Origin of the sequence: Pseudomonas sp., from assembly GCF_049300855.1 — a bacterium.
In the GTDB taxonomy this organism is placed as follows: Bacteria; Pseudomonadota; Gammaproteobacteria; order Pseudomonadales; family Pseudomonadaceae; genus Aquipseudomonas.
In genome coordinates this window covers 1-20,866 of sequence record NZ_JBAQKH010000001.1, presented here as the reverse complement: position 1 = coordinate 20,866, position 20,866 = coordinate 1, and the positions used below count along the sequence as shown (strand labels likewise).

Sequence of the window (20,866 nt, the reverse complement as noted above, 5' to 3'; positions counted from 1 at the left end):
GATGGGGCATGCTATGGAGTGGCTTGGTTTGCAGTTTGTTACCGAGCTGCCGGAGAGCGGGCAGGTCATTCTCGATTGCACACATAATCCCTTGCTGGTGCTGGTGGCCTATCTGGTCGCCTGCGCCGCGAGTTTTGCCACCCTGGATATGGCTGAGCGAGTGGGCCACGCCGAAGACCCGCGCTCGCAGCGACTGTGGCGCTGGATCGGCGCGACCTGTCTGGCCGGCGGCATCTGGGCCATGCATTTCATCGGCATGCTGGCATTCCAGGCACCGATTGAAATCCACTACGACCTGCCCATCACCCTGTTTTCCCTGCTGATCGCCCTGCTCGCCTCGTGGCTGGCCATGCACACGTTGAGCGAAGCGCAACCGAGCCTGATGCAGTACCTCAAGACCGCCATCGTCATTGGCCTGGGCATCGCCGGCATGCATTACGTTGGCATGGCCGCCATGCAATCAAGCGCCACCGCGTACTACCAACCGTCGCTGTTCGTGCTGTCGATTGCGATCGCCATCGGCGCCAGTTTCGCCGCGTTGTGGGTGGCGGGTTATCTGCGCGAAGGCAGCGGCCTGGTGCATCAGATGCTCAAGTACGCCGCAGCACTGATCCTCGGTGCCGGCATTTTCAGCATGCATTTCACCGGCATGGCCGCCCTGCGTCTGATACTGCCCGAAGGCAGCGTGCCGACGCTGGCGGTCAAGGCCAGCCACATGCAGTTGGGCCTGACTGTCGCGCTGATCGCCTTGCTGATTCTGGGCAGTGCAATCAGCGCGGCGCTGGCCGACAAGAAACTGCAGAACAAGGAGCACGACCTGCGTCGGGTCAACGCCCTGCTCAGCCAACTCGATCAGGCGCGCATGTCACTGCAGCAAGTGGCCAACTATGACGCGTTGACCAATCTGATCAACCGGCGCGGTTTCAACCAGATCTTTGCCGAGAAACTCAGCCAGAAAACCAGCGAGGGCGGCAAGCTGGCGGTGATGTTTCTCGACATCGATCACTTCAAGCGGATCAACGACAGCCTCGGCCATGACGCCGGTGACGAGCTGCTCAAGGTGATCGCCCAGCACATCAAAGGCTCGGTGCGCAGCCACGAAGACGTGGTCGCGCGTTTCGGCGGCGACGAGTTCTGCATCCTCATCAGCCTGCGTGAGCGTGAGGAAGCGCGCAACATGGCCCAGCGCATCATGCTCAAGATGAAAGAGCCGATCGAACTGGCCGGACGCCGCATGGTGATGACCACCAGCATCGGCATCAGCCTGTTTCCGGAAGACGGCACGACGTGCGAAGAGCTGCTCAAACACGCCGACCTGGCGCTGTATCAGTCCAAGGGCGCCGGCCGTAACGGCTTGCACTTTTTCAGCTCCAACCTCAAGACCCGCGCCAGTTTCGAGCTGCAACTGGAGGAAGAACTGCGCCACGCCTTGCGCGAAGAAAACGGCTTGACCCTCTATTACCAACCGATCTTCGAACTGAAAACCGGCCGCGTGACCAAGCTTGAAGCGCTGATTCGCTGGCAGCACCCGCTGCATGGCTTACTGACCCCGGACCGCTTTATCAGCATCGCCGAAAACAACGGCCTGATTGCCGAGTTGGATAACTGGGTGCTGCGCCGGGCCTGCAAGGACCTCGGCGAACTGTCGCGGCATGGCTGCGAAGAACTGAAAATCGCCTGGAACTGCTCGCCGCTCAATCTCGCCCGGGAAGAACTGGCCACTGAAATCGAAAGTGCCTTGCGCAGCGCCGGGGTAGCGCCGGAACGGCTGGAACTGGAGGTCACCGAAAACGCCTTGATGGGCAACATCGCCAACACGCTGGTGCTGCTGCGGCAGATTCGCGCCCTCGGCGTCTCACTGTCGATCGATGATTTCGGCACCGGCTATTCGTCGCTGGCCTACCTCAAGCGTCTGCCGCTCAACACGCTGAAAATCGACCGCTCGTTCATCCTCGACATCCCTAAAGCCACCGCCGACATGGAGATCGTCCAGGCGATCATCGTCATGGCCCACACCCTGCATTTGCAGGTGGTGACCGAAGGCGTGGAAAGCCTGGAGCAGTACGAGTTTCTGGAACGCTCCGGCTGCGATTTCATCCAGGGTTATTTGCTCAGCCGCCCGGTGCCGCTGGACGAGCTGCGCCCGGTGCTGGAAGAAATCAATCAGCGCAAGCATTCACACGCGGTCAATCCGCTGATGCTGGCGCGCGGTACATTTGCACCAGTGTCGCTGGATCCTGCGCCAAATAACCTTGCGCCCCATGCAGGCGCATCAATTGTGCGGCCAATCCGCTGATCGGCGTCGCCGAACCCTGTTCGCGAGAGAATTTGACGGCGGTATCGAGGTCCTTGAGCAGCGTGCGCACGTGCCATTTGATCGGCTCGAAACGGCTTTCGGCCATTTGCGGGGCGAGGATCTGCAACGGTTTCGAATCGGCAAAACCACCGGCCAACGCTTCGGCGATCAGGCTCGCATCGACGCCGGCCTGCTCGGCCAGCGCCACCACTTCAGCGATGACCAGCGCATTGCAGGCAACGATCATCTGGTTACAGGCCTTGGTCACTTGCCCGGCACCGACACCGCCCATGTGCGTGACGCGCTGACCGAGATTGAGCAGCACCGGATGCACGCGCTGAAGATCTGCCACCGCGCCACCGACCATGATCGCCAGGCTGCCGGCCTCGGCACCGACCACGCCACCGGACACCGGTGAATCCAGCCAGGACATGCCGGTTTTCTCCAGCAGTTCGGCGGCCATTTCGCGAGTGGCCGTCGGTTCCAGGCTGGAAAAATCCACCAGCAACTGGCCGTTTTTCGCCCCTTCGGCGATACCGCCAGCGCCAAACACCACCTCGCGTACCACTGCAGTATCGGCCAGACACAACATCAGCACATCGGCGTGTTTGCACAGTTCGGCGGGGCTCGCTACCTGCCGGGCGCCGGCGTCGACCAGTGGCGCGCACTTGTCCGGGTTGCGATTCCACACGGTCAGCGGATAACCCGCCGCCAACAGACGCCGGCACATGGGCAGGCCCATCAGACCGATTCCGGCGAACCCCAACGAAGGTAGCGTTGACATCATTTTGCCTCTTTTCGATTAAAGATCGCCGAATAATGGCCGATTCAACAACGATCAGGAAAGGATTCCCCCCAGCGACAGTCAGGCCAAAACCCTGACGCTCGGGCTCAATACGCGCAAATAAAAGACGCGAGATCTTATTCCGTGAGGTTCGCAGGCAAAAGGCTCGCGAGCCAACCAGTCCAGGTATATGGCGCACAATGACTTCTAAAAACAATCCCGCCACTGCGGTATCCGATCTGACTTTGAGCCCCGCCGCCAACAGCCCGTCATCGTCCAAGCCATTGGTCCCGTCACGCCCGCTGTCGACCCAGCAATACCTGTACTTCACCGAAACCAATACCGACCGCATCCTCGATAACCTCGACGGCCTGCGTGATCTGGTGTTCCCGCGCCCGCCGCACCTGGAAGGCGACAACGAACAGCACAACGACCAGGAATTCCCCTCGGTGTGCCTGATCGGCCTCGGTCGCTGCGGCTCCAACATCGCCCTCGATGTCGCGGAGCTGGTGTACAACGCGCGCAAGTTCTACCTCAACGAATTCAACAACGAAGACCGTGCGGCGGATCGCCGACTGGCCGACAAGGGTTACAGCCCGGCGCAGTGGATCAAGAACAACCTGCGCATCGGCCCGAACAAATCGACCAAACCGGTGTTTCTGGTCGAGCCACTGGTGATGCTCGGCGACCTCGACAAGGACATCGCCGGGCGCATCCGTTTCTCGCGCAAAGGCGAGAAAAGCGGCTTCCTGCGCGACTACAGCAAAATGAAGATCATGGACTTGTCCGAAGTCCACGCCGGCGGCGCCGGTAACGCGCCGATTCTCGGCCAGTACCTGGCGAAGATCATCCTCAACAAGGACACCCAGCGCTTCTCCAGCCCGGACTGGAAAATGATCCACTCGTACCTGATCGACAGCTGCGGCATCAAGGCCAACCAGTCGCGCCTGTACTTCTCGATCTTCAGTGCCGGCGGCGGTACCGGTTCCGGCATGGCTTCGGAATTCGGTCTGGCCCAGCAGCACTCGTACATGAACAAGACCTTCGACACCAAGCCGATGGACGAGCATGACGGCAAGAGCGGTCATTCGTTCGTGTTCGAGCCGATCTTCACCAGCGGCATCTGCGTGTTGCCGAACATTTCCGATCACCGCAGCGAAATGTCCGAGGCGCTGCACATCAACGCCGGTCGCCTGCTGTGCAAATACCTTTCGGAAGAATGGGATTTCTCTTACAACTTCGCCAATGAAGACAGCAGCGAAGCCAGCGTCATGGGCCGTATCCGCCCATGGAACGCGATGATGCTGATCTCCAACGACATCATGCGTTACGCCGAAGAAAGCGATGACGGCAACATCCAGAACATTGATGTCAATGCGATGGAAAAACACGCCAACCAGTACATCTCGCAGCAGATCTTCAACATTCTGACGGCGCAGGCAGTCACCACTGACTACGACCAGAACTACTTCCGCCGCGCCGGCATCGACATCGGCGAAACCATTCGCCTCGACGCCAACGACCTGTTCATGAGTCTGGCCGGCCCGGTGGCGATTGCCTACGCCGAATCGGTGGTGCCGGAAACCCCGCCGCCGAGCAGCGACAAATTCAAGGTGTTCGACAAAGAACCGCAGCGCCTGAACATCGACGACCTGTTCTTCCGCTCGATCGACCTGCCGCACTTCAACAAGGTCACGCAAGCGATTGAAGGCATCAGCCTGTTGCCGATCGAATCCAAGCGTTATCGCGCTTCGCTTGAGCAGTACAAGAATTCCGGCTACGACGCTGCGGCACTGCACGACCTGCACTTCTTCAAGAACTGCTCGTCGGTGGTCTCGATCGTTTCGCTGCCAAAAGACTACAAACTGTCGTACATGGACCTGAACCGGTTGAAGACTCACCTCAACAGCCTGTTCCCCAACACCACGCTCAAGCGTTACGCGCTGGTGATCGGCGCTTCGGCCAACCTGTCGCTGACCACGCTGATCGCCAAGAGCCCGTGCCTGTCGGACGACTTCCTGACCCTGATCGTGGCGTTCATCAAGCGCTGCTTCGCGAAGAACCCGTACCGTTTCGACGAGACCCTGGACAACTCGATCCTCGATTTCATCATCAACGAAGAGTTCGACGAAGACCGTATCGACGACCTGCTCAACGAGTTCGAAAACCCGGCGAAAATCCTCGACACCAACTGGTACGCGATCAAGCCGATGTACGAGAAGAAGTACCGCGAGCTGATCAACGACAAAGAGAAGTTTGTCTCGATCAACGACATTCGCCTGTCGCGCGATTGCGTGAAGAAGTCGATCAAATACCTGCGCGAGATCTATCGTCACCGGATTGGCAAGACCAAGGTTATTTCGCTGAATAACCATACCGGCAAGTCGTTCACGGTCTGACGCCAGACCGAGTCGCCGCCTTCGCGAGCAGGCTCGCTCCCACGATCGTTCCCACGCTCTGCGTAGGAATGCAGCCCGGGACGCTCCGCGTCCCAAAGCGGACGCAGAGCGTCCATTGATGCATTCCCACGCGGAGCGTGGGAACGATCATATCCAGAAACAATTAAGCAGCCGTCAGGCTGCTTACTGAACTGTTCCCGTTACGTTTACGTCACCGTGATGCCACCCTCGCTTGTGGCCTTTCTTCACGGCAACGTGCCATCACGCTACTCGGCTACACACTTTTCGCCGCCCAGCGGCCGCACCATCAGAGTGCAGCGTCAGCAGCGCCTGCCCTTTCCTGGATCAGAATCCACGGCGAAACCACCACTGCCCAGAGCTGCGGATCGCGTTCGAAAAGATCCAGCGCCCGCGTTTCAGACAGCTTGGCGACCTTGTCTTCGGCCAGCCAGGCAGCGACTTTCTCCCCTTCATCCGAGGCCACGGCCTCAGCAGCAGCAATCAAATCCAGCGTTGGGTCGACCCACAATAGGGCACCCTTGGCGAAGAACGGCTCCAACTCTTTCCAGGTAATAGATGCGGTTTCACCAAGCAGCTTGGCATAGAGGGTGCTAGGTTCTTGATTCATGGGAACTGTCCGGAAAAGAAATCGACGCGAATGATAACGTCGGTGGTCCGCCAGAAAAACCCGGTTGCAAATGGCTTCACCGAACGAAAAGAGCAGGAACGCCAGGGAATGCTGCTGATTGGGATATATGCCCACGAACGCCCCGCCGCAATTCTGTCTTTTTCATTCAAAAATGCGACACCCACAAGTTTTGTCCCTCGGCGCCTGCTTCCCAGGCTGACAACCGGCGCTCTACACTGTACCGGTACAGTTGCCGGGGGCATTTCCGGAGGGTATCGCAAAGATATCTGACCCGGTTCTGCTGCTACGGCGCCAGAACTCAAAAAAATTACAACAGTAAGAGTGGAGCACTATGACTAAGGCTACTAAGCAGATTTCCAAACTGTTTGCCGCTATGGTTCTGGCCGGGGTTGCCAGCCATTCGTTCGCAGCTGACACCATCAAAATCGGTATCGCCGGTCCTAAAACCGGTCCAGTAGCCCAGTACGGCGACATGCAGTTCAGTGGCGCAAAAATGGCCATCGAACAAATCAACGCCAAGGGCGGCGTCGACGGCAAGAAACTCGAAGCCGTTGAATACGACGATGCCTGCGATCCGAAACAAGCGGTAGCGGTGGCGAACAAGGTCGTCAACGACGGCGTCAAGTTCGTGGTCGGTCACCTGTGCTCCAGCTCCACTCAACCGGCTTCGGACATCTACGAAGACGAAGGCGTGATCATGATCACCCCGGCTGCCACCAGCCCGGACATCACCGCCCGTGGTTACAAAATGGTCTTCCGTACCATCGGTCTGGACAGCGCCCAGGGCCCTGCCGCCGGTAACTACATTGCCGATCACGTGAAACCGAAAATCGTTGCTGTGCTGCACGACAAGCAGCAATACGGTGAAGGCATCGCCACCGCCGTCAAATCGACCCTTGAGAAGAAAGGCGTGAAAGTTGCCGTGTTCGAAGGCGTCAACGCCGGCGACAAGGACTTCTCCTCGATCATCGCCAAACTCAAGCAAGCCAACGTCGACTTCGTTTACTACGGCGGCTACCACCCGGAGCTGGGCCTGATCCTGCGTCAGTCGGCTGAAAAAGGCCTGAAAGCCAAGTTCATGGGTCCGGAAGGCGTGGGTAACGACTCCATTTCGCAGATCGCCAAAGACGCTTCCGAAGGTCTGCTGGTGACCCTGCCGAAATCCTTCGACCAGGATCCGGCCAACATCGCCCTGGCTGATGCATTCAAAGCGAAGAAAGAAGACCCGAGCGGCCCGTTCGTGTTCCCTTCCTACTCGGCGGTTGAAGTGATTGCCGGCGGTATCACCGCAGCCAAATCCGAAGACCCGGCCAAAGTGGCCGAAGCCATTCACGCCGGCACCTTCAAAACCCCTACCGGCGACCTGAGCTTCGATGCCAAGGGCGACCTGAAGGACTTCAAATTTGTGGTTTACGAGTGGCACTTCGGCAAACCGAAAACTGAAGTATCCCCTCAGTAAGGCGCGCCCTGACTGACTGCCAATAAAGCCCACGGCGTGCCGTGGGCTTTGTTTTACGAATGTATGGGCCGCGCTGGCGTGATCCGCCAGTCTCCCCACCTGAAAATCTCAAAACCGTCATCAGCGGTTCGCTGGCAAAACCCGGATTCGAAGTGGATAGAGATCCACGGGGCCGGGCGGGAAAATGACTCCACCAGTGAAATGCGTATCAGGTTTTTAGGAGCGTTGTAATGCCTGACCTCTATCACTTCTTCCAGCAGCTGGTTAATGGCCTGACCATTGGCAGCACGTATGCCCTGATTGCCATCGGCTATACGATGGTTTACGGCATCATTGGAATGATCAACTTCGCCCACGGCGAGGTGTACATGATCGGTTCCTACGTGGCGTTCATCGCCATCGCCGGACTGGCCATGATGGGAATCGACAACGTCCCGCTGTTGATGACCGCCGCCTTCATCGCGAGCATCGTCGTCACCAGTTCCTATGGTTACAGCATCGAACGGATCGCCTACCGCCCCCTGCGCGGCAGCAACCGTCTGATCCCGCTGATCTCCGCCATCGGTATGTCGATCTTCCTGCAGAACACGGTTCTGCTGGCGCAAGACTCCAAGGACAAATCCATCCCCAACCTGATCCCCGGGAACATTTCCTTCGGGCCAGGTGGCGCACATGAAGTGCTGATTTCCTACATGCAAATCGTGGTGTTCGTAGTGACCCTGGTCGCCATGCTCGGCCTGACGCTGTTCATCTCCCGCTCTCGCCTGGGTCGCGCCTGCCGCGCCTGCGCCGAAGACATCAAGATGGCCAACCTGCTCGGCATCAACACCAACAACATCATCGCCCTGACCTTCGTCATTGGTGCTGCGCTGGCGGCCATCGCGGCCGTGCTGCTGAGCATGCAATACGGCGTGATCAACCCGAACGCCGGTTTCCTCGTCGGCCTCAAAGCCTTCACCGCTGCGGTACTCGGCGGCATCGGCAGCATCCCCGGCGCCATGCTCGGCGGGTTGGTGCTTGGGGTGGCGGAAGCCTTTGGTGCCGATATCTTCGGCGACCAGTACAAGGACGTCGTGGCTTTCGGCTTGTTGGTTCTGGTGCTGTTGTTCCGTCCGACCGGCATTCTGGGCCGTCCGGAGGTTGAGAAAGTATGACTAGGAATCTTAAACAGGCACTCTTCAGTGCCTTGCTGGTGTGGGCCGTGGCCTACCCGGTACTCGGTCTGAAACTGACCATCGTCGGCATCAACCTCGAAGTGCATAACACCAGCCCGATGATTCTGGCGACCATCGCCATCTGCTCGGTGCTGATGTTCCTGCGGGTGCTGTTCAACCAGCAGATCAGCAAGGCGTGGAATTCCTCGCCGGGCCTGCCATTGATCCCGGCGAAGGCGAGCAACTTCCTGACCCTGCCGACCACGCAGCGCTACTTCATCATTGCGTTGATCATCGGTGCGCTGGTGTGGCCGTTCTTCGGCTCGCGGGGCGCAGTGGATATCGCGACGCTGATCCTCATCTACGTGATGCTTGGCCTCGGTCTGAACATCGTCGTCGGTCTGGCCGGTCTGCTCGACCTCGGTTACGTCGGCTTCTACGCCGTCGGCGCCTACAGCTACGCGCTGCTGTCGCACTACTACGGCTTGAGCTTCTGGATCTGCCTGCCGATTGCCGGCCTGATGGCGGCGACGTTCGGCTTCCTGCTGGGCTTCCCGGTGTTGCGTTTGCGCGGTGACTATCTGGCGATCGTGACCCTCGGCTTCGGCGAGATCATCCGTCTGTTCCTGCGTAACCTGACCGACATCACTGGCGGTCCGAACGGCATCAGCAACATCGAGAAACCGACGTTCTTCGGCCTGACCTTCGAGCGTAAAGCGGCGGAAGGCATGCAGACTTTCCACGAATACTTCGGCCTCGAATACAACTCGATCAACAAGGTGATTTTCCTTTACCTGGTTGCTCTGTTGCTGGCGCTGGCGGCGCTGTTCATCATCAACCGTCTGCTGCGCATGCCGATCGGCCGTGCGTGGGAAGCGCTGCGTGAGGATGAAATCGCCTGCCGGGCACTGGGTCTGAATCCGACGATCATCAAGCTGTCGGCGTTCACCCTCGGTGCGAGCTTCGCCGGTTTCGCCGGTAGCTTCTTCGCTGCCCGTCAGGGTCTGGTGACCCCGGAGTCGTTCACCTTCATCGAGTCGGCGATCATCCTCGCCATCGTCGTGCTGGGTGGCATGGGCTCGCAGTTGGGTGTGATCCTGGCGGCCGTGGTGATGATCCTGTTGCCGGAAATGATGCGTGAGTTCAGCGAGTACCGCATGTTGATGTTCGGTGCGCTGATGGTGTTGATGATGATCTGGCGTCCACAAGGTCTGCTGCCGATGCAACGCCCACACATGGAGTTGCGAAAATGAGCCGCGAGATTCTTAAAGTCGAAAACCTGAGCATGCGCTTCGGCGGCTTGCTGGCGGTCAACGGCGTGGCCCTGACCGTCAAGGAAAAACAGGTGGTTGCACTGATCGGGCCGAACGGCGCGGGCAAGACCACCGTGTTCAACTGCCTGACCGGTTTCTATCAGCCAACTGGCGGTAGCATCCTTTTGGACGGCGAGCCGATTCAAGGCCTGCCGGGCCACAAGATCGCCCTCAAAGGCGTGGTGCGCACCTTCCAGAACGTGCGTTTGTTCAAGGACATGACGGCGGTCGAGAACCTGTTGATCGCCCAGCACCGTCACCTGAACACCAACTTCCTGGCCGGCCTGTTCAAGACCCCGGCGTTCCGCAAAAGCGAGCGCGAGGCCATGGAGTTTGCCGAGTACTGGCTGGAAAAGGTCAACCTCAAAGAGTTCGCCAACCGTACCGCCGGCACGCTGGCGTACGGTCAGCAACGGCGTCTGGAAATCGCCCGCTGCATGATGACCCGTCCACGGATCCTCATGCTCGACGAACCGGCTGCCGGCCTGAACCCGAAGGAAACCGAAGACCTCAAGGCGCTGATCAGCGTGCTGCGTGAAGAGCACAACGTCACCGTGCTGCTGATCGAACACGACATGAAACTGGTCATGAGCATTTCCGACCACATCGTCGTGATCAACCAGGGCACGCCTCTGGCCGACGGCACACCGGAACAGATCCGCGACAATCCTGAAGTGATCAAAGCCTACCTGGGGGAAGCGTAAATGCTGCAGTTCGAAAACGTTTCCACCTTCTACGGCAAGATCCAGGCCCTGCACAGCGTCAACGTCGAAGTCCGTCAGGGCGAGATCGTGACCCTGATCGGCGCCAACGGTGCCGGCAAGTCGACGCTGCTGATGACGCTCTGCGGTTCGCCGCAGGCGCACAGCGGCAGCATCCGCTACATGGGTGAGGAACTGGTCGGCCAGGACTCGTCGCAGATCATGCGCAAAAGCATCGCGGTGGTGCCGGAAGGTCGTCGGGTGTTTGCCCGTCTGACCGTTGAAGAAAACCTCTCCATGGGCGGTTTCTTCACCGACAAGGGCGACTATCAGGAGCAAATGGACAAGGTCCTCGGCCTGTTCCCGCGCCTGAAAGAACGCTTCAACCAGCGCGGCGGCACCATGTCCGGCGGCGAACAGCAAATGCTCGCCATCGGCCGGGCGCTGATGAGCAAGCCCAAGCTGCTGCTGCTCGACGAGCCGTCGCTGGGTCTGGCACCGATCATCATCCAGCAGATTTTCGACATCATCGAAATGCTGCGCAAGGACGGTGTAACGGTGTTCCTGGTCGAGCAGAACGCCAACCAGGCGCTGAAAATCGCTGACCGCGCCTACGTTCTGGAGAACGGCCGCGTGGTCATGCAAGGCACCGGCGAAGCACTGCTGACCGACCCGAAAGTACGCGAGGCGTACCTCGGCGGTTGATGCATTTCACACCCCACAAAAAAAACGGCCTTCGGGCCGTTTTTTTATGCTCACCATAAACCTCCAACCCATCGCGAGCAGGCTCACTCCTGCATGGGGACAGCGGTGTCAGGAAAAATTCTGGAAAAGATTTGAGCCCCGCTGTAACGCATCGCCATGAGCTTTCTCTAGTGGGGTAAGCAAGCACAAACCGCTTGTAAAAACCCTGACCAAGACTGGAGAAACATCATGACTGCTACCACTCGCACCCTGTCCGCAACTGCCCTGGTTCTGGCCCTCGGCTCGGCCTTGAGCATCGGCGCCGTCTCCACCGCCCACGCCGCTGACGCCGACATGGAGAAATGCTTCGGCGTGGCCATGAAAGGTCACAACGATTGCGCCGCCGGTGCAGGCACTACCTGTGCCGGCACGGCGAAAATGGACTATCAGGCCAACGCCTGGAAACTCGTTCCGAAAGGCACCTGCGCTACCACTGAGAGCAAAACCTCGCCGACCGGTTTCGGCCAGATGGAAGCGTTCAAAGCCAAGTCCTGATCCGCAATCTGCCTGAGTGACGATCATGTTCACAATCAATGACCATGCCCCCTCCTGCACTCAGGCAGCCCTCACCGGGCTTGCGCCCCGTGCCGGGCTGGGGCTCAAGACCGGGCACTTCCGTGAAGTGCTCGGTTCACAACCGGACATCGGTTTCTTTGAAGTCCACGCCGAAAACTACATGGTCGCCGGCGGTCCGTTTCATCATTTTCTCGGTTTGATCCGCGAGCAGTATCCGCTGTCGCTACACGGTGTCGGCTTGTCCATCGGCGCTGAAAGGCCGCTGGATCAGCAGCATCTCAAGCGCCTTGCCGAGTTGATCGAACGCTATCAACCACAATCCTTTTCCGAACACCTGGCGTGGTCGAGCCACGGCCCGGTATTTCTCAATGACCTGCTGCCGCTGGCCTATGACATGCCGACGCTGAAGCGCGTCTGTGAGCATATCGATCAGGTGCAGAACAGCCTCAAGCGCCCCATGCTGCTGGAGAACCCGGCAACCTATCTGGCGTTTCAGCGCTCGACCATCGATGAGCCTGAATTCATCGCCGAGGTCGTCCGCCGCAGCGGCTGCGGTTTGCTGCTGGACGTCAACAATGTCTACGTTTCTTGCGTGAATCATCAGCGTGATCCGCTGACTTACCTCGATGAGTTACCGCTGCACGCAGTAGGCGAAATTCACCTGGCCGGGTTTGCCGAAGATTCCGACAGCCTCGGTGATCGTTTGCTCATTGACGACCACGGGGCGCCGATTGATCAGGCCGTGTGGAATTTGTACCGACAGGCACTGGCGCGCATCGGCCCGGTGGCGACGTTGATCGAACGCGACAATCAGGTGCCTTCATTCGAGGTGTTGCTGGCCGAAGCACAGCAGGCCGATGCGTTGCTGATGGGCGCCGGGAGTCGGTCATGAGTACTCAAGCCGCGTTCAGCGCTGCGCTGCTCGATGTGCGGCTGCCCTGCCCCGATGGCCTCTGCAGCCCCAACGGGGCAGATCCCGCGAGCCGTTTTTCGGTGTATCGCAACAACGTGCAGGGCTCACTGATCAATGCGCTGGCGGACAGTTACCCGGTGGTTGTGCAATTGACAGGCGAGGAATTTTTCCGCGCCATGGCCGCCGTTTTCGTACAGCAACAACCGCCCCAAAATCCGTTGATGAACCGTTATGGCGAAGCGTTCGCGGACTTCATTGCCGCGTTTGAACCGGCCGCCAGCGTGCCATATCTGGCAGACGTGGCACGCCTTGAACACCTGCGCACTTGCGCCTATCACGCCGCTGACGCAACTGCGGTGCGGCCGGAGCACATCACCGCCGCACTGACCGCCCCTCAGGCCTTGATTGACCTGCGCCTGCACCTTCACCCCTCTTTGCATCTGCTCGACTCAGCCTACGCCGTGGTTGCGATCTGGGCCGCTCATCAGCGGGACCTAACGCTGGAGCACATCGACGTCAACCACGGGCAGCACGCACTGGTGCTGCGCAACGGTCTGGAGGTCGAGGTATTTGCGTTGGAACCCGGTGCCAGCGTGTTTATTCGTCACCTGATTGCTGGCCAGCCCTTGTTGGCAGCAGCGGAAAACAGCCCGGAATTCGATCTCGGCCAAACCCTCGGCTTGCTGATCGCTCGCAACGTCATCACTCACCTGCACAACAAGGAACTGCCATGAACAACCTCATCACCCGCGCCATCGCGCTGCTGGGGAAAATCCCCCACAGCCTGATCGCCTTCATTGCCCGTTTCTCGATTGCGGCGGTGTTCTGGAAGTCCGGGCAGACCAAGGTCGAAGGGCTGGCCATCGACTTGATCGACGGCACCTTTCAGCTTGGTTGGCCACGTCTGGCCGACTCGACGATTCCACTGTTCAAAAGCGAATACCACGTGCCCCTGCTGTCGCCAGAGATTGCCGCGCACATGGCCGCTTTTGCCGAGCACTTTTTTCCGCTGCTGATCCTGATCGGCTTCGCCACACGGTTTTCGGCATTGGCGTTGTTGGGCATGACGCTGACCATTCAGCTGTTTGTGTACCCCGATGCCTATCCGACTCACGGCACCTGGGCGGCGGTGTTGCTGTATCTGATGGCGACCGGCCCGGGCAAGTTGTCGATCGATCACCTGATCGCCCGCCGATTCGCAAAATAAGCAAAACCCTTTTGGGCTCAGCGCTGGAGGCGATCCAGCGCCTCGCCGCTGCGCTTGAACCAGCCGATCAAGTAATCCGCCAACACCTGCGTGCGTTTCGGCAGTCCGCCCTGATACGGATGCACCAGGTACATCGGCATGCGTCGGGTCTGAAAATCGCGCAGCAACCAGCGCAAGCGTCCGTCCGCCAATTCTGCTTGCAGCAGATACGAAGGCAACCGCGCAATTCCGGCACCCGCCAGCGCGGCTTTCTTGAGCAAGCTGTAATGGTTGCTGGCAAACGGCCCCGACACCCGCACCCGCAGCAATTCGTGTTGCTGGTGATACAGCCATTCTTCGCGACCGCTGTAGTGGCTGTTGAGTAGGCACCGATGTTCGGCCAGTGCCTGTGGCGTCAGCGGCTCACCGAAGCGCTCGAGATAGGCCGGGCTGGCGCAGGTCATTTCCTGCCAGGCCAGCAACGGTTTGGCCACCAGGCGCTCATCATTGGCCACCTCGCTACGGATCGCCAGATCAAAACCGTCCCGTGACAGCTCGCGGTAACTGTTATTCAACTCAAGCTCGATCTGCACCTCGGGGTATTGCTGCGAAAACTCCAGCAGCAGCCCCTCGAAGAAGGTTTCCCCCAGCGACACCGGCACCGTCATTCGCACCGGCCCTGCCATATCGTCTTTCAGCCGCGCCAAGGCCTGACGCGCCCGTTCCACCTGGACGACCAGCGCTTGGGCTTGCGGCAGCAATGCCGCGCCGGCGGCAGTCAGGCTCAAGCGCCGGGTGGTGCGTTGCAGCAGCACCACGGCAAATCGCGCTTCCAGTTGGCTGATGCGTTTAGACAACTGCCCCTTGCTGCAGCCCAATTGCTGCGCGGCCAAGGTGAAACTCCCCGCTTCGATCAACACCGCGAACGCCGCCAGATCATCCATTTCGCTCATGGATTGTTTCCATTTGAAAACCAAAGGTTGCCCATTAGCGCGCTTATCCGCAGAAAAAACCACTCTAGACTGAAACCTCGTTCAATCACTTGAGGCACAGCACGATGAAGATTCTGTTGATAGGCGCTGGTGGCACCATCGGTTCGGCCGTGGACAAAGAGCTGTCGCAACGCCATGAAGTCATTCGTATCGGTCGCAAAAGCGGCGATTTCAACGTCGATATCAGTGACAGCGCATCGATCCGCAAGCTGTTCGAACAGACCGGCAAGTTCGATGCACTGGTCTGCGCTGCCGGCAACGTCACCTTCGCACCGCTGGGCGAAATGACTGAAGACAGTTTCGCCCTCGGCCTCAAAGACAAACTGATGGGCCAGGTCAATCTGCTGTTGATCGGCCGCGAGTTCGCCAACGACGGCGCCTCGTTCACCTTCACCACCGGCGTGCTCAGCCACGATCCGATTCGCAGCGGTGCCTCGGCAGCGCTGGTCAACGGTGCGCTGGACAGCTTCGTGCGCGCCGCCGCCATCGAACTGCCGCGCGGCTTGCGCGTGAACTCGATCAGCCCGACTGTACTGCTCGAAGCCATGGGCAGTTACGCCCCGTATTTCCGTGGCTACAAGCCGGTTCCTGCGGCGGATGTGGCATTGGCCTACGCGAAAAGTGTCGAAGGCTTGCAGACAGGTCAGACATTTCACGTGGGCTAAACCCTTGTGATGAACGGTCAGGCTGCGTAACGTGGCGGCACTTGTCTGGAGAGCCGAAGATGCGTGTTGCCCGTTCGTTAGTCGTTGTTGTCCTACTGCCGTTGTTTGCCGCTTGCCAGTTGTTCGACGGCCAGCGAGAAAGCGCCTCGCACGTCGGGCAGACGCGGATGCAGGGGCAACTGACCGCCGCTGAAGGCAAACTGGTGTTCCAGCCATGCCAGGATCAGCGCCAACTCATCGTCAATGACATCGGTGGCACCAGCATCCTGCAAGAAGCCGCGACCCTCGCCGACGAGCAAGGCAAACTGTTCGCCGATGTGCGCGGCAAGGTCGCCGGTGACCGCCTCGACCTGACTCAGCTGTACCGAGTCGAGCGTTCCGGCACAGCCTGCGACGACCCCAATTTCAAACTGCTGATCCTGCGCGCCGCCGGCCATGGCCCGGAATGGAACGTCAAGGTCAGCGGCAAAGGCATGGTCATCGACCGCGACGGCCAGCCACCACTCGCTGTGCCGTATGTTGAAGAACAACTGGGCGATGGCCGTTTCAATCTGAGCAGCGAAGCCAACAACCAGCGCATCGAACTGTGGGTCGCGCCACAGCGCTGCGTCGACAGCAGCACCGGTAGCGTGCAACACATGAGCGCCGAGTTGCGCATCGACGGTCAGGTGCAGCGTGGTTGCGGGTATTTCGGCGGATCGCGTAACGACTGAGCGTTTTAGCCTCACCGGATCCGGCCTTTGCGGCTTATAATCGCGGCCTTCAAACGCCCTGGCGCAGTTGTGCGCCCCGCGAATCCGGATCCTCGCCATGTTACGAATCACTGAACTCAAGCTGCCAATCGACCATCCCGAAGAAGACCTGCGCCCTGCCATCGTGCAGCGCCTGGGCATCGCCAGCGATGACTTGCTCGATTTCACCTTGTTCAAGCGCAGCTACGATGCGCGAAAAAAGTCCTCCGAACTGTGCTTCATCTACACCATCGACCTCCAGGTGCGCGATGAGGCCAAGGTGTTGGGCAAGTTCGCCGACGACCGTAACGTCAACGTGGCGCCGGATGTCAGCTACAAATTCGTCGGTCAAGCGCCGAGCGACCTGAGCCAGCGCCCGATCGTCGTCGGTTTCGGCCCGTGCGGAATCTTCGCTGGCCTGCTGCTGGCACAAATGGGCTTCAAGCCAATCGTCCTCGAACGCGGCACCGAAGTCCGTCAACGCACCAAAGACACTTGGGGCCTGTGGCGTAAAAGCGTGCTCAACCCCGAGTCCAACGTGCAGTTCGGCGAAGGCGGCGCGGGCACGTTCTCCGACGGCAAACTCTATAGCCAGATCAAGGATCCGAAGTTCCTTGGCCGTAAAGTCCTGCACGAGTTCGTCAAGGCCGGCGCCCCGGAAGAAATCCTCTACGTCAGCAAACCGCACATCGGTACGTTCCGTCTGACCGGCATGGTCGAAAACATGCGCGAGCAGATCCGTGAACTGGGCGGCGAAGTACGCTTCCAGGAACGCGTCACCGACGTGCTGATCGAAGACGGCCAACTGGTCGGCGTGCAATTGGCCAGCGGCGAAACCCTGCATTCGAAACACGTGGTTCTGGCCCTCGGCCACAGCGCCCGTGACACGTTCCGCATGCTCCACAGCCGTGGCGTGTTCATGGAAGCCAAGCCGTTTTCGGTGGGTTTCCGCATCGAACACCCGCAATCGCTGATCGACCGTGCGCGTCTGGGCAAGTACGCCGGCCACCCGAAACTGGGTGCCGCCGACTACAAACTGGTGCACCACGCCAAGAACGGCCGCTCGGTCTACAGCTTCTGCATGTGCCCGGGCGGTACCGTGGTCGCGGCGACCTCCGAGCCGAATCGCGTGGTTACCAACGGCATGAGTCAGTACTCGCGTAACGAGCGCAACGCCAACTCCGGCATCGTCGTTGGCATTACCCCGGAAGTCGATTATCCGGGGGGGCCGCTGGCCGGCATCGAGTTGCAGGAACGCCTGGAATCCCACGCCTTTATTCTCGGCGGCAGCGATTACAAAGCCCCGGCGCAACTGGTTGGCGACTTCATCAACGACATTCCTTCGACCGAACTGGGCGAAGTCGAGCCGTCGTACAAACCGGGCGTGGCCCTGGGCGACTTGGCCCTGGCGCTGCCGGACTTTGCGATTGAAGCGATTCGTGAAGCGTTGCCGGCGTTCGAGAAGCAGATTCGCGGCTACTCGCTGCATGATGCGGTGTTGACCGGCATTGAGACGCGCACCTCTTCGCCATTGCGGATTACCCGTAACGAAACGCTGCAAAGCATGAACGTGAAGGGCTTGTTCCCGGCCGGTGAAGGCGCGGGTTATGCGGGCGGGATTCTGTCGGCGGGTGTTGACGGGATTCGCATTGCTGAAGCCGTGGCGCGCGATATTCTCGGCCTCGAAGCTTGATCAGCACTCGCTGACCCAACACAAAACCCTGTGGGAGCGAGCTTGCTCGCGAAAGCGCTATTTCAGTCAATGATGATGTTGAATGAGATGACGCCTTCGCGAGCAAGCTCGCTCCCACATTGGTTTTTGCGTTCCTTCAGATATTGGCGCGCAGGACTGAAGTCGGCAGCGGCTCGCCGCGCTCGGCACTCGCCGCCACCGCCTCGATCAACCCGGCCAACTCATACCCCTGCGCCTTCAGCCAATCCTGATCGTAATAGGTGTCGGCATACCGCTCGCCGCCATCGCACAGAATCGCCACGATTGACCCCGACTCCCCCGCCGCTTTCATCTGCTGCGCCGCCATCAAGGCGCCGATCAGATTGGTCCCGCTCGACCCGCCGACATGCCGTCCCAGCCGCTGCGCCAGATAATGCATGGCCGCCAGCGACAAGGCGTCTGGCACCTTGACCATCGCATCGATCACCTTGGGCAGGAACGACGCCTCGACGCGCGGCCGGCCAATGCCTTCAATCCGCGAGCCGCACTCCAGGCGCAAACTGGCGTCGCCAGTCTGGTAGTAATCGAAGAACACCGAACGCTCGGCATCCGCGCACAGCACGCGCGTGCAATGCTGGCGATAGCGCACGTAACGACCGAGCGTCGCGGTGGTGCCGCCGGTACCGGGGCTGGAAATCAGCCAGCTCGGTTCCGGGTGCTTTTCATAACGCATCTGCTGGAAGATCGACTCGGCGATGTTGTTGTTCGCGCGCCAGTCGGTGGCGCGTTCAGCGTAGGTGAACTGGTCGATGAAGTGGCCGCCATGCTCGCGGGCCAGACGCTCGGATTCGGCGTAGATCTGCGTGGGATCTTTCACCAGATGGCTTTGGCCACCGTAGAAGGCGATCTGCGCGATCTTCTCTTTGGAGGTGGTCGCCGGCATCACCGCAATAAACGGCAGGCCGAGCATCCGCGCGAAGTACGCTTCGGAAATCGCCGTCGAACCGCTGGACGCCTCGATCACCGGCGCGCCGGGTTTCAGCCAGCCGTTACACAGCGCATAGAGAAACAGCGAGCGGGCCAGACGATGTTTGAGGCTGCCGGTCGGATGACTGGACTCATCCTTGAAATACAACTCGATGCCCGCAAAACCCGGCAACGGCAAAGGAATCAGGTGGGTGTCGGCGCTGCGCTGGAAATCCGCCTCGATAATGCGGATGGCTTCGCGGGCCCACTGTCGGTTGTCGCTCATGGTGAGGGTTCTCGTTGAATCGGGCAGGAGAAGAATCTGTTCAAAGGGCTCACTCATCAGCTTAGGAAAAAACCTACAGCCCGCACAGATACAGCTGAGTCTCAATATGTCAGGCAACTGCTAGGCTCAGCGTGACTTGAGCCAGACACCTTGTAACGACATATAACAAAAAAGAATATAACTTTTGTTTTAACAACTAACGGTACGGGTTAGGGTGTCCCACCTTTTTGACGATTCGATGGAGAGCGACCTTGCCTCTGCGTAGCACTTTCACGCGTTTCTTTCAGTTGGAAGCTGCCAGCGGTCTGTTATTGATCGCCGCGGCTGTCCTCGCCCTGATTATCAACAACTCGCCACTGTCGTGGCTGTACACCGGCCTGCTCGACACCCCGGTGGTGGCGCAGATCGGTGCGTTGAAAATCGCTAAACCCCTGCTGCTGTGGATCAACGACGGTCTGATGGCGATGTTCTTCCTGCTCATCGGCCTGGAAGTGAAGCGCGAAGTGCTCGACGGCCAACTGTCGAAGCCCTCGCAAATCGTCCTGCCCGGCGCGGCCGCGATCGGCGGCATGCTGGTGCCGGCGCTGATCTACTGGTTCCTCAACCGTGACAACCCGGCAGCCCTCGATGGCTGGGCGATCCCGACCGCCACCGACATTGCCTTCGCCCTCGGCGTGCTGGCCCTGCTCGGCAAGCGCGTGCCGGTGTCGCTGAAGCTGTTCCTGATGACCCTGGCGATCATCGATGACCTCGGCGCCATCGTGATCATCGCGATCTTCTATTCCGGCGAACTCTCGACCCTGTCGCTGGGTCTGGCGGCGGCGTGCATCGCGGCGCTGGTGGCGATGAACCGGCTTGGAGTGGTCAAGCTCGGTCCGTATATGATCATTGGTTTGATCCTCTGGGTTTGCGTACTCAAGAGCGGTGTCCATGCAACGCTGGCGGGCGTGACGTTGGCCTTCTGCATCCCGTTGCGCACGAAAAACGCCGAGCCGTCGCCGCTGCTGACTCTCGAACATGCGCTGCACCCGTGGGTGGCCTACGGCATTCTGCCGCTGTTCGCTTTCGCCAACGCTGGCCTTTCACTGAGCGGTGTCACTGTCGAAAGCTTCACTCACCACGTGCCAATGGGGATTGCGGTAGGCCTGCTGCTGGGCAAGACCGTCGGTGTGTTCGGCCTGACCTGGCTGGCCGTGAAGATCGGCATCGCCACCCTGCCCCAAGGCGCCAACTGGGGTCAGGTCATGGGCGTAGCGATCCTTTGCGGTATCGGCTTCACCATGAGCCTGTTTGTCGGCTCGCTGGCGTTTGAACCGGGCGTGAGCGATTACGCCGGGATGGACCGGATGGGCATTTTGACCGGCTCGATTCTGGCGGCGTTGATTGGTTATGCGGTGACGGCGGCGGCGAGTCGCAAGAACGCCCAACCGATATAACCTC

General features: G+C 59.7%; 19 protein-coding genes. 15 read left to right on the top strand and 4 right to left on the bottom strand.

The window, feature by feature from the left end; genetic code table 11:
- The first annotated feature begins 13 nt into the window (after positions 1–13).
- Entirely contained in the window at positions 14–2,296 is a 2,283-nt protein-coding gene (locus tag WA225_RS00095; RefSeq protein WP_422606410.1) for a putative bifunctional diguanylate cyclase/phosphodiesterase, read from the top strand.
- Here WA225_RS00095 and WA225_RS00090 read toward each other — a convergent pair.
- The gene (locus WA225_RS00090; protein WP_422606409.1) at positions 2,187–3,083 is read right to left on the bottom strand and encodes an NAD(P)-dependent oxidoreductase; all 897 of its coding nucleotides are present in this window, start codon (positions 3,081–3,083) and stop codon (positions 2,187–2,189) included. The genes WA225_RS00095 and WA225_RS00090 overlap by 110 nt on opposite strands.
- A 197-nt stretch (positions 3,084–3,280) precedes the next feature.
- Here WA225_RS00090 and WA225_RS00085 point away from each other — a divergent pair, with 197 nt between their 5' ends.
- A complete protein-coding gene (locus WA225_RS00085; protein WP_064119773.1) occupies positions 3,281–5,479 on the top strand; it encodes a hypothetical protein in 2,199 nt (732 codons plus the stop codon).
- A 307-nt stretch (positions 5,480–5,786) separates the two neighbouring features.
- Here WA225_RS00085 and WA225_RS00080 read toward each other — a convergent pair whose 3' ends face one another.
- Positions 5,787–6,107 (bottom strand): DUF2288 domain-containing protein, encoded by a 321-nt coding sequence (locus tag WA225_RS00080; protein WP_422606408.1) that lies wholly within the window; start codon positions 6,105–6,107, stop codon positions 5,787–5,789.
- A 352-nt stretch (positions 6,108–6,459) separates the two neighbouring features.
- Between WA225_RS00080 and WA225_RS00075 the strand changes: the two genes are divergently transcribed.
- From WA225_RS00075 to WA225_RS00035, 9 genes are all read left to right on the top strand, one after another.
- Entirely contained in the window at positions 6,460–7,587 is a 1,128-nt protein-coding gene (locus tag WA225_RS00075) for a branched-chain amino acid ABC transporter substrate-binding protein (RefSeq protein ID WP_053117839.1), read from the top strand.
- Between the two features lie 230 nt (positions 7,588–7,817).
- Positions 7,818–8,741 (top strand): high-affinity branched-chain amino acid ABC transporter permease LivH, encoded by a 924-nt coding sequence (gene livH, locus WA225_RS00070; RefSeq protein WP_034154997.1) that lies wholly within the window; start codon positions 7,818–7,820, stop codon positions 8,739–8,741.
- Positions 8,738–9,994 (top strand): high-affinity branched-chain amino acid ABC transporter permease LivM, encoded by a 1,257-nt coding sequence (locus WA225_RS00065; RefSeq protein ID WP_108225280.1) that lies wholly within the window; start codon positions 8,738–8,740, stop codon positions 9,992–9,994. Before livH ends, WA225_RS00065 begins: the two co-directional genes overlap by 4 nt.
- Entirely contained in the window at positions 9,991–10,758 is a 768-nt protein-coding gene (gene livG, locus WA225_RS00060) for a high-affinity branched-chain amino acid ABC transporter ATP-binding protein LivG (RefSeq protein WP_077571419.1), read from the top strand. The genes WA225_RS00065 and livG overlap by 4 nt, the downstream gene beginning before the upstream one ends.
- Positions 10,759–11,460 (top strand): ABC transporter ATP-binding protein, encoded by a 702-nt coding sequence (locus WA225_RS00055; protein ID WP_008082262.1) that lies wholly within the window; start codon positions 10,759–10,761, stop codon positions 11,458–11,460. It begins immediately after the preceding gene.
- 228 nt (positions 11,461–11,688) lie between these two features.
- On the top strand, positions 11,689–11,994 hold the full coding sequence (locus WA225_RS00050; protein WP_422606407.1) for a DUF2282 domain-containing protein: 306 nt from the start codon (positions 11,689–11,691) through the stop codon (positions 11,992–11,994).
- Positions 11,995–12,019: 25 nt separating this feature from the next.
- The gene (locus WA225_RS00045; RefSeq protein ID WP_422606406.1) at positions 12,020–12,907 is read left to right on the top strand and encodes a DUF692 domain-containing protein; all 888 of its coding nucleotides are present in this window, start codon (positions 12,020–12,022) and stop codon (positions 12,905–12,907) included.
- On the top strand, positions 12,904–13,662 hold the full coding sequence (locus tag WA225_RS00040; protein ID WP_422606405.1) for a putative DNA-binding domain-containing protein: 759 nt from the start codon (positions 12,904–12,906) through the stop codon (positions 13,660–13,662). The genes WA225_RS00045 and WA225_RS00040 overlap by 4 nt, the downstream gene beginning before the upstream one ends.
- Complete coding sequence (locus tag WA225_RS00035) at positions 13,659–14,135, top strand: DoxX family protein (protein ID WP_422606404.1); 477 nt, start codon at positions 13,659–13,661, stop codon at positions 14,133–14,135. The genes WA225_RS00040 and WA225_RS00035 overlap by 4 nt, the downstream gene beginning before the upstream one ends.
- 17 nt (positions 14,136–14,152) lie before the next feature.
- Here the strand turns inward: WA225_RS00035 and WA225_RS00030 are convergent, their stop codons facing one another.
- Positions 14,153–15,067, bottom strand: coding sequence for a LysR family transcriptional regulator (locus WA225_RS00030; RefSeq protein WP_422606403.1), 915 nt, complete (start codon positions 15,065–15,067; stop codon positions 14,153–14,155).
- A 104-nt stretch (positions 15,068–15,171) separates the two neighbouring features.
- On the opposite strand from WA225_RS00030, the gene WA225_RS00025 reads away from it, so the two are divergent.
- The 3 genes from WA225_RS00025 to WA225_RS00015 all read left to right on the top strand — a co-directional run bounded on the left by WA225_RS00025 (position 15,172) and on the right by WA225_RS00015 (position 18,195).
- Entirely contained in the window at positions 15,172–15,771 is a 600-nt protein-coding gene (locus WA225_RS00025) for a short chain dehydrogenase (RefSeq protein WP_122845047.1), read from the top strand.
- A gap of 59 nt (positions 15,772–15,830) precedes the next feature.
- On the top strand, positions 15,831–16,484 hold the full coding sequence (locus WA225_RS00020) for a COG3650 family protein (RefSeq protein WP_422606402.1): 654 nt from the start codon (positions 15,831–15,833) through the stop codon (positions 16,482–16,484).
- 97 nt (positions 16,485–16,581) lie between these two features.
- Positions 16,582–18,195 carry an NAD(P)/FAD-dependent oxidoreductase gene (locus WA225_RS00015; protein WP_422606401.1) on the top strand — a complete coding sequence of 538 codons (1,614 nt, stop codon included), beginning with the start codon at positions 16,582–16,584 and terminating at the stop codon, positions 18,193–18,195.
- Between the two features lie 136 nt (positions 18,196–18,331).
- On the opposite strand, the gene WA225_RS00010 is transcribed toward WA225_RS00015, so the two are convergent.
- Positions 18,332–19,426, bottom strand: a complete 1,095-nt coding sequence (locus tag WA225_RS00010) for a PLP-dependent cysteine synthase family protein (protein ID WP_422606400.1) — start codon at positions 19,424–19,426, stop codon at positions 18,332–18,334.
- A gap of 251 nt (positions 19,427–19,677) precedes the next feature.
- Here WA225_RS00010 and nhaA point away from each other — a divergent pair, with 251 nt between their 5' ends.
- Positions 19,678–20,862, top strand: coding sequence for a Na+/H+ antiporter NhaA (gene nhaA / locus WA225_RS00005; RefSeq protein ID WP_422606399.1), 1,185 nt, complete (start codon positions 19,678–19,680; stop codon positions 20,860–20,862).
- The last annotated feature ends 4 nt before the right edge of the window (positions 20,863–20,866 follow it).

Bases quoted from the DNA above. Each gene is read 5' to 3' on its own strand.
- WA225_RS00035 (WP_422606404.1), top strand. From the start codon at position 13,659: ATGAACAACCTCATCACCCGCGCCATCGCGCTGCTGGGGAAAATCCCC.
- livH (WP_034154997.1), top strand. From the start codon at position 7,818: ATGCCTGACCTCTATCACTTCTTCCAGCAGCTGGTTAATGGCCTGACC.
- WA225_RS00085 (WP_064119773.1), top strand. From the start codon at position 3,281: ATGACTTCTAAAAACAATCCCGCCACTGCGGTATCCGATCTGACTTTG.
- WA225_RS00030 (WP_422606403.1), bottom strand. From the start codon at position 15,067: ATGAGCGAAATGGATGATCTGGCGGCGTTCGCGGTGTTGATCGAAGCG.
- livG (WP_077571419.1), top strand. From the start codon at position 9,991: ATGAGCCGCGAGATTCTTAAAGTCGAAAACCTGAGCATGCGCTTCGGC.
- WA225_RS00090 (WP_422606409.1), bottom strand. From the start codon at position 3,083: ATGATGTCAACGCTACCTTCGTTGGGGTTCGCCGGAATCGGTCTGATG.
- WA225_RS00065 (WP_108225280.1), top strand. From the start codon at position 8,738: ATGACTAGGAATCTTAAACAGGCACTCTTCAGTGCCTTGCTGGTGTGG.
- WA225_RS00020 (WP_422606402.1), top strand. From the start codon at position 15,831: ATGCGTGTTGCCCGTTCGTTAGTCGTTGTTGTCCTACTGCCGTTGTTT.
- WA225_RS00095 (WP_422606410.1), top strand. From the start codon at position 14: ATGGAGTGGCTTGGTTTGCAGTTTGTTACCGAGCTGCCGGAGAGCGGG.
- WA225_RS00080 (WP_422606408.1), bottom strand. From the start codon at position 6,107: ATGAATCAAGAACCTAGCACCCTCTATGCCAAGCTGCTTGGTGAAACC.
- WA225_RS00050 (WP_422606407.1), top strand. From the start codon at position 11,689: ATGACTGCTACCACTCGCACCCTGTCCGCAACTGCCCTGGTTCTGGCC.
- WA225_RS00040 (WP_422606405.1), top strand. From the start codon at position 12,904: ATGAGTACTCAAGCCGCGTTCAGCGCTGCGCTGCTCGATGTGCGGCTG.
- WA225_RS00075 (WP_053117839.1), top strand. From the start codon at position 6,460: ATGACTAAGGCTACTAAGCAGATTTCCAAACTGTTTGCCGCTATGGTT.
- WA225_RS00025 (WP_122845047.1), top strand. From the start codon at position 15,172: ATGAAGATTCTGTTGATAGGCGCTGGTGGCACCATCGGTTCGGCCGTG.
- WA225_RS00055 (WP_008082262.1), top strand. From the start codon at position 10,759: ATGCTGCAGTTCGAAAACGTTTCCACCTTCTACGGCAAGATCCAGGCC.
- WA225_RS00015 (WP_422606401.1), top strand. From the start codon at position 16,582: ATGTTACGAATCACTGAACTCAAGCTGCCAATCGACCATCCCGAAGAA.
- WA225_RS00010 (WP_422606400.1), bottom strand. From the start codon at position 19,426: ATGAGCGACAACCGACAGTGGGCCCGCGAAGCCATCCGCATTATCGAG.
- WA225_RS00045 (WP_422606406.1), top strand. From the start codon at position 12,020: ATGTTCACAATCAATGACCATGCCCCCTCCTGCACTCAGGCAGCCCTC.